Here is a 5,610-nt window from a genome sequence, read left to right as displayed (position 1 = left end):
AGGGCGCAGGCCAGGGCGAGGGCGCCGAGGCGGGGAAAGTATGGGGGGATGCGCATGGGTGTCGTCCTTGTCAGCGGGTGGTGACGGTCTCGCCGGTCTTGCGTCCCTCGGCGTCGTACTGGTAGCGGGTGATCCGACCGGGCTCGCTGACCTGCACCGGGAGGAACAGGGTCGGGTGCCAGTCGGTTGTGACGGTGCGTGCCTGCGGGGTGCCGGCGGCCTCGGTGCGCGAGGTTTCCAGGCCACGGGCGTTGTACTGGTAGGTGGTCAGGTTGCCGTTGTTGTCGCGTTTGCTGGTGAGCAGGCCGCGTTCGTCATAGGTGAAGGTGGAATTGCTGCTGGGGCAGTTGGGAGAGGGTTCGCCTTCGATGGCGACGATGTGTCTGCTGCCATTGACTACTTGGAAATAATAGATGGCCTGCTTGCCGTATTCGTTGGTGACCCGCGTGGAGTAACCGCCGTGGTGGCTGAGACTGATCTTTTCCGCCCCAGTGGCGTGCTCGCTGGAGATTGCCCGGCCCTGATTGTCGTAGTGCCATGAGGCATAGCGCACGCCGCGTTCGTCGGTAATACCGGTGAGCAGGCTGCCGTTGCGACTGTCCTCGTAGTGATAGCGGCGCGTCAGCGAGCCTTCTCCGTTGCTACGGGTAACTGCTGTCAGGCGGCCGCTGTCATAGCTGTAGGTCACCTGGCCGTCGGGTGTACGCAGACTGGTCGGCTGGTGTTTGCCGTCCTCGGAGAAGGTGAGCCGGTTGCCAGCCTCGTCGTCGACGTTGATTCCGTTGGCTGTATAGGCGAGGTAGCGAGTGCCTAGGGCGGTGGTCGTTTGCCTAAGCAGTCTTCCGTCGTTGTCGAAGACCAGTCGCTCGTTGTCAGCGGACAGATATTCCCAGCCGTTTCCCTTCCTTTCCAGCAGGCCCTGGTCGGGATTGCGTGGGACGAAGTTACTACCTGAAAGGGTGAAGACCAATTCCCGACCATGATGCAGGGCCACTGTGACGACGCTATCGGAAGTGAGGCGCAGGCTACTGGAAAAGTTGTGGCGCCAAAGCCCGTCTGTGCTGTTGTAGCTGCGTTGGAAAGCCAGGGCCGGGGTGCTGGTGGAGATATAGTCGGTTTCCAGCTGGAACTTGTTGCCCGAGGCAATATCGATGGGGTTGCCGACGCAGGAGTTTTCCTTCGGCGGGCCCTTGTCGTCGGGTAGTGGGCAGGTGATCTGGACGAATGCGGGAGCCGAAGGATCGGGTGGACAGTTGCTCTTGTTCGGGTCCAGGCATTGGCCGGTGGTTGGGTCGTATTGGGTACCTGTTGGGCAGGAGTCGCCAACTCGATAGATGGGATAGCCCGTATCACGGTAGGTGCCTCCCCGTTCATTTTCATAAAGAGGTCGGCGGCATTGTGCTGCAAGTTGTCCGTTGTAAGGTTCAGTGAAAATGAACCACCAAGGTTGGGGAGCGTCTCGGACAAGCCAGGCACAGTAGGCGGCAGGATTGGGAAAGCGAAGGTGAGAGGTAAATGGGTTAGACCAGTAATACTCTGTGGCACTTGCACTGCCCGATATAAAGAGGGCGACCAGGACTGCCTGAAGGGAGAGGGATATCTTCGGCTCCTTGCGCCGTGAGTTCTGTAAGCAGAATGGAGTGGGGTGTGTGCATGGCTCGTTGCCAGAGGAGTGGGAAATAGCTGTCACAGACGAAGCTCCCGCAAATCCTTCAGATTAAGTCTCATGTAAAAATTCGTTCCGTTTTGCGATGTGATAGCCGAAATCTGGTGCGGCTCGCTTCGTTCATCAGTTCCCTATCACCGTCTCACCTACTTTGTTACCGTCGCCGTCATACCAGTAATGCGTACTGCGGCCCGCCTCTTCGAGCCGCACTGGAAGTGCCAGTCTCGGGTGCCAGTCGGTGGCGATAGTGCGAGCCTGGGCAGTGCCGGCGGCCTCGGTGCGTAGGATTTCCAGGCCGCGCTCGTTGTATTCGTAGGTGGTCAGGTTGCCCTGGTTGTCGCGGCGGGTCTTGAGCAGGCCGCGTTCGTCATAGGTAAAGGTGGAATTGCTGCTGGGGCAGTTGGGAGAGGGTTGCCCTTCGATGGCGACGATGTGTTTGCTACCGCGGATCACCTGGAAGCGGTAGGTAGCCTGCTTGCCGTATTCGTTGGTGACAGTGGTGGAGCCATCGAAGTTGTAGGCGAGGCTGACCTTCTCCGCGCCGTTGGCGTGTTCGCTGGACACAGCTCGGCCCTTTTCGTCGTAGCGCCAGGTGGCGAAGCGCACGCCGCGGTTGTCGGTGATGCCGGTGAGTAGCCGCGGGTTGCGCGGGTCTTCATAGTGGTAACGCTGCTCACTGGCCTGGCCGGCGGCGTCGCGGGCGACCCGGATCAGGTGTCCGCCTTCATAGTTGTAGAGCACTGCCAGGCCTGGAGCGGTGAGGCGCAGTGGTTGTTGGCGGTCATCCTCGGCGAAGCTGAAGGTGCCGGGGTAGCGGTTGTGGGAAACGCGAACCTGCCCTCCCTCCCTGGCCAGACGCAGCTTTTCGCTGGCTTGGACCAGTTCGACGAGCGCGCCGGCTTCGTCGAAATCCAGGCGCAGGCCGCTCGGTTCGTCGTAGCGCCAGCCGCCATCGATCTTCTCCAATCGGCCGAGGTTATCGGCCTGGGAGGTGATGCGGTCGTACAGGCGGATGAAGTCGAGGGTCCGACCGTCCTCCCGGTGCAGGGTGACCATATGGCTCTGTAGGGTGAGGCGGGCGCTTAGGTTGTGGGTCCAGAGTCCGTTGCTGCTGTTGTAGTGACGAGTGAAGCGGAGCAGGGGAGCGATGGCCGGGCCGGCGTAGTCGGTTTCGCTCTGGTACTTGTTGCCGGTGGCGATGTTGATCGGATTACCGGCGGACAGTGACGGCGGCGAGCAGTCAGGCCCGTGGTTGGGCGGGCCATTGGGGGAAAGGCAGGCGCCGGTGTTGGCATCGTATTCCTGGTGGTCCGGGCAGCCGTCGCCCCATCTGACGATTGAATACCAGGAAGGAGGAAGCGCTCCTCCCCCGTTTGGGTATGGAGGGTGTTTTATTAGGCACTCCCCGTAACCACCTTTTACCCGTATGGCAAGAACTGTCCCGGCATAGTAGGTGTCCGACCATCTCAAAATACGGCTGGCGGTATATTCGCAGGCAAGTTGAGCCGACCTGAGATGCGGGTCGAAATAGCTCGCTGCCCACCAAAAAGGCTCGGCCTCAACCACTTGGTTAAGCGATGCTGATAGCAGGACCGCTACAAAGAATTTCCTTTTCATTTCCCACCACATTCCAATCCGTGAAATATCCGGCCCTCGCGCAGTCCGCGAGTTATCTACCCCCTAACCCATAGACCAGATGAACATCCTCCGGCTCCAACCGATACAACTCCTCATCCGGTTCCATGCACAGCCGGCATCCGAGTCTCGTATAAAAATCCACCGTGTTCTGCGACGGCGTAGCCGAAACGTAGAGCCCGCTGGCGCCGAGGTGGCGGGCCTGGGTGGCGGCGAGGTGGAAGAGGTGGGCGCCGAGGCCGCGGCGGCGGTAGGCGTGGCTGAGGTGGAGGAACTTCAGTTGCAGCCAGTCGCGCTCGGGGCCGAGGCGGCGTGGGTCGAGGACTACCGCGCCGATCAGCTGGCCCTGGTCGAACAGGCCGAGGAACCAGCCGCCGCGGTCGAAGCAGTCGAGCAGGATCGGCGTGTAGTGCTCGGCCTCGCCCTCCGGCCAGCCGCGCATGTCGTAGAACTCGGGGCGCAGCACCAGTTGGCCGGCCTCGACGGAATACAGGTGTTCGATCACTTCGCTGCGGTCGATCTCCCAGACCAGGGGGATTTCGTCGCGGCGCAGCAGGCGTTCTTCGGTCATCGTGGTTTCCTTGCGCTGAGGCCGTACATCAGCGGCAGGCGCGGACGATCGGCGGGCGGCAGCATGCGTCCGCCGCCGCCGTCGCGCATGCCGTCGAAGCCGGCCCAGCCGTTGGCGTAGGGGTATTCCTCCAGCCGTTCGAGTTGCAGGCCGGCGCCGAGCAGGGCGCCGATCACATCGGCCAGGCCCCACTGGAACTCGTAGCTGGGATGAGGGTTGCTGAAGTTCTCGACGCCGGCGCGGTAGCCGGAGGGCGCCAGGCTGGCGCCGGACTCGGCGACATAGTCGCTGACGCCGCTCTCGGCGATCGGCTCGCGGCTGAAGTAGTCGTAGGCCGGTTGCCAGTGTGGGTCGAAGTACAGGGCGAAAGGGTGGAACTCCACCAGGACGAAGCGCCCACCGGGAACCAGCACCTGGGCGATGCCGTCGGCCCAGCGCTTGAGGTCGGAGAGCCAGACCAGCGTGCCGTAGGAGGCGAAGACCCGCTCGAAGCGTTCGCCACGGGTGGCGGCGACGGGCAGCCAGCGGAGGATGTCGTCGCGCTGGAAGTCGGCGGCGATGCCGCTGTCGCGGGACAGCTGGCGGGCGAAGTCGATGGCGCTGTCGGCGATGTCGACCCCGGTGACGTGGGCGCCAAGGCGCGCCAGGCTCAGGCTGTCCTGTCCGGCGTTGCATTGCAGATGCAGCAGGCGCAGGCCGTCGAGATGGCCGAGCAGTTGCAGTTCCTCGGGATAGAGCGTGGAACCGCCGTTGCGGAAGAAGGCGGCCTGGTCGGCCTTGTGGCTGTTGTGCGCCCGGGTGGCGGCGTTCCACGACAGCCGGTTGGCCTCGTGCAGGTCGGATCGCATGGTTCGACTCCTTCCCTGGAGTGCGCCACCGCGCGGATGGCGGGTCCGGGGGATTACATGTCCTTGATGCTGCGCACCTGGTCCTTGTTGACGCGGGTGCGCTTGCCGTCCAGTTGCTCCAGTTCGTAGAAGCCGGAACTACGATCATAGCGCGGGGTATCCACCGCCTGGATCTCGCGGCCATCGTTGAGGGTGACGATGGTCGGGGTGGAGCAGCCGGCCAGGACGGCGAATGCGGACGAGAGCAACAGGGCGGGCAGCAGACGGGAGGTCATCGGAATTTTCCTTCGGACGGTTTTCGAGGCGGCGGATTCTACTCCAGTCGCGGCGCAACCGCTCTAGCCTGGATCACAGCGGCAAATTTCCGCTGTGATCGTACGTCTCTTCCGGTGAGCCGCCCGGATGGCGGCGCCTATTCGAAGGGAGATTCCATGTCTGCCGTTTCCACCTCGTTGTTGCTTTTCCTCAACCTGCTGACCCCGGCCCAGGCCGCCCAGCCCGTGCCGCTGGCCGATGGCCGCATCGAGATCGCTGCCGGCGAGAGCCGCCAGCGCTACCTCGACCTTGCCCCCGGCGAGTTGCAGTTGCTCGACCTGGAGGTCGACCGCGGCCGCGTCCGCCTGCGCGCCACCACGCCCGACGGCAAGGCGTTGCGCGCGACGGAGCTGGCCGGACGCCAGTCGCTCGGCCTGCAGGCCGGCGAGCGCCAGGGCCTGCGCCTGACCTTCAGCGCCGACGAAGACACCGCACTGACCCTGACCCCCACCCAGCGCCTCACCCCGCAGACCCCGGCGCTTGATTCGCCGGCGCCGCAGAGCCCGACCCTGCAACGCCTGCAGGCGGAGCTTGCGGAAAAGCGCCCCGGCGCGCTGAAGGCGTTCTGGAAGCAG

At 63.5% G+C, this 5,610-nt stretch carries 6 protein-coding genes; 1 reads left to right on the top strand and 5 read right to left on the bottom strand.

Translation table 11 applies throughout. The annotated features are described in order from the left end of the window. Nucleotides 1-70: 70 nt before the first annotated feature. The 5 genes from FFS27_RS33830 to FFS27_RS27615 all read right to left on the bottom strand — a co-directional run bounded on the left by FFS27_RS33830 (nucleotide 71) and on the right by FFS27_RS27615 (nucleotide 4,995). Nucleotides 71-1,690, bottom strand: coding sequence for a DUF6531 domain-containing protein (locus tag FFS27_RS33830; RefSeq protein WP_023101228.1), 1,620 nt, complete (start codon nucleotides 1,688-1,690; stop codon nucleotides 71-73). A gap of 99 nt (nucleotides 1,691-1,789) precedes the next feature. Then, nucleotides 1,790-3,283: a DUF6531 domain-containing protein gene (locus FFS27_RS33825; protein ID WP_220186537.1), complete on the bottom strand. Its 1,494-nt coding sequence runs from the start codon at nucleotides 3,281-3,283 to the stop codon at nucleotides 1,790-1,792. Nucleotides 3,284-3,335: 52 nt separating this feature from the next. Next, nucleotides 3,336-3,872, bottom strand: coding sequence for a GNAT family N-acetyltransferase (locus FFS27_RS27625; protein ID WP_021264843.1), 537 nt, complete (start codon nucleotides 3,870-3,872; stop codon nucleotides 3,336-3,338). After that, nucleotides 3,869-4,720: a class I SAM-dependent methyltransferase gene (locus FFS27_RS27620; RefSeq protein WP_003146786.1), complete on the bottom strand. Its 852-nt coding sequence runs from the start codon at nucleotides 4,718-4,720 to the stop codon at nucleotides 3,869-3,871. The genes FFS27_RS27625 and FFS27_RS27620 overlap by 4 nt, the downstream gene beginning before the upstream one ends. 53 nt (nucleotides 4,721-4,773) lie before the next feature. Then, nucleotides 4,774-4,995 (bottom strand): YgdI/YgdR family lipoprotein, encoded by a 222-nt coding sequence (locus FFS27_RS27615; protein ID WP_003089729.1) that lies wholly within the window; start codon nucleotides 4,993-4,995, stop codon nucleotides 4,774-4,776. A 156-nt stretch (nucleotides 4,996-5,151) separates the two neighbouring features. Here FFS27_RS27615 and FFS27_RS27610 point away from each other — a divergent pair. Beyond that, the coding region (locus FFS27_RS27610) for a hypothetical protein (RefSeq protein WP_171019243.1) at nucleotides 5,152-5,610 on the top strand (459 nt) is incomplete at its 3' end.

It is taken from the genome of Pseudomonas sp. 2VD (genome assembly GCF_005503585.1).
GTDB lineage: Bacteria > Pseudomonadota > Gammaproteobacteria > Pseudomonadales > Pseudomonadaceae > Pseudomonas > Pseudomonas aeruginosa.
Note: the sequence above shows the minus strand (reverse complement) of the source record. Positions and strands in the feature narration are given on the sequence as shown.

Excerpts from the sequence above, each read along its gene's own strand:
- FFS27_RS33825 (WP_220186537.1), bottom strand. The coding sequence starts at position 3,283 with ATGAAAAGGAAATTCTTTGTAGCGGTCCTGCTATCAGCATCGCTTAAC.
- FFS27_RS27625 (WP_021264843.1), bottom strand. The coding sequence starts at position 3,872 with ATGACCGAAGAACGCCTGCTGCGCCGCGACGAAATCCCCCTGGTCTGG.
- FFS27_RS27620 (WP_003146786.1), bottom strand. The coding sequence starts at position 4,720 with ATGCGATCCGACCTGCACGAGGCCAACCGGCTGTCGTGGAACGCCGCC.
- FFS27_RS27615 (WP_003089729.1), bottom strand. The coding sequence starts at position 4,995 with ATGACCTCCCGTCTGCTGCCCGCCCTGTTGCTCTCGTCCGCATTCGCC.